Annotated in this window: 1 protein-coding gene; it reads right to left on the bottom strand. The window is 58.8% G+C overall.

The annotated features are described in order from the left end of the window. Window positions 1-71 precede the first annotated feature (71 nt). Window positions 72-1,262 carry an ATP-binding protein gene (locus MXC99_RS00360; protein ID WP_247723662.1) on the bottom strand — a complete coding sequence of 397 codons (1,191 nt, stop codon included), beginning with the start codon at window positions 1,260-1,262 and terminating at the stop codon, window positions 72-74. Window positions 1,263-1,376: the final 114 nt, after the last annotated feature.

The raw sequence follows: 1,376 nt of genomic DNA, 5'->3' as shown, positions 1-1,376 counted from the left end.
GATCACCTCTGATCCTCTGCCTCAAAATGAGGCAGAGAGGTTAAACACCCTGGTCAGTTTTCAGCCGGAATTCACCCCTCTACATGGTCAGTTTTCGGCCGGCGCCAACAGTCAACAAAGTAGCGTGTTGCCTGGGTACGCCCGGCGCTTTGCACCAACTGCCAATCCAGCAGGCGTTTGAGCCAGGGCTGCAATGCTTCAACCGATGGCAGCTCAAGCGACGTTGCCAGCTCGCGTGCCGTCAGGGCATCGTGCTGCGCCAACAGGCCCAATGCGATCCGCTCGCGCTGCGTGAGCTGATAGGTCTGGTCCGCTTTCGCAATGAAGTCGATGATCTCGGGCTTGAGAATGCGGCGGCGCACTGTCACCTGCACGCGGTCGTGGGTCTCGATCAACTCGGGAGCCGGGCGGCCTTGCGAGAGCAGCACTTCGAAGATCTTGTCGAAGCCGCTGCCTTCCCGCTCCATCAGCTTCAAGTCATGGAACAGGCGTGCCAGGTGTTCGTTGCGGCGTACCGTAGTGTGGAGCACGTTCTGCGGCGAGACGCCCAGCGGTAGCGGTCCAGGGTTGACCACTTCCAGCCGGTCTGGATGCAGGTTCAAGAAGATGTCACCGCGCTGGGTGTAAGGACGGTGTACCAACGCGTTGACCAACAATTCGCGCACCACGATTTCATCGAAGGCGGGCACGTTCTGGCGGTACAGGCCATCGGGTAGTTCGTAGCGCTCGCGAAAGTCAGGTATCTCCTGCCAGACCGCTTCGATCAATTCCATCGGGCTTTGCGTGTGGTCGTCCCAGACCAGCTTGTTGACCTTCTGTCCTTGCTCGTCGTACTTGATGAACTGGATGACCGGAGCGGTGGTCAGTTGAGCGCGATGATGCTGGCGACCGAGACTGAGCACGCCCAGATTGGTGAGGTTCGGCCCTTGTGCGAGCTGATAGTGATCGAGCAACTCGTCGTCAGACTTCTCTTTCACGGAAGGCTTGACGCGATCCGATGCGCGCAAGCCTGCAAGCAGCTTGTCGCGTTTGGCGACATCAATCTCGGTACGTGAAACGTGCAAGGTGGTTTGCGTTTCCCATGGCAATGCGGAACGCTCGCTGGCGAGGCGCATAACGTCATCACCCGTCACGGGCTTGCTTTGATCGGCCACGCGCAGGAAGTAGCGGCCGTCCGTGGTGGACGCAACGGCCATGGCGCGCGGAATGCGCAATTCGATGTATTGGCCGCCATTCGGGGCGATGGTGACATCCGGCAGCACCGTCCAGGGCTACCGCAGCTACCCATTTGTCGTTGAGCATCAAAAAATGACGTTCACGATCAAATACTTGCCGCACCCCTGTTCACAAGCTGTTGTTTTGTGTAGCTTCCTGTC

It is taken from the genome of Thauera aromatica (genome assembly GCF_023093595.1).
GTDB lineage: Bacteria > Pseudomonadota > Gammaproteobacteria > Burkholderiales > Rhodocyclaceae > Thauera > Thauera aromatica_A.
Note: the sequence above shows the minus strand (reverse complement) of the source record. Positions and strands in the feature narration are given on the sequence as shown.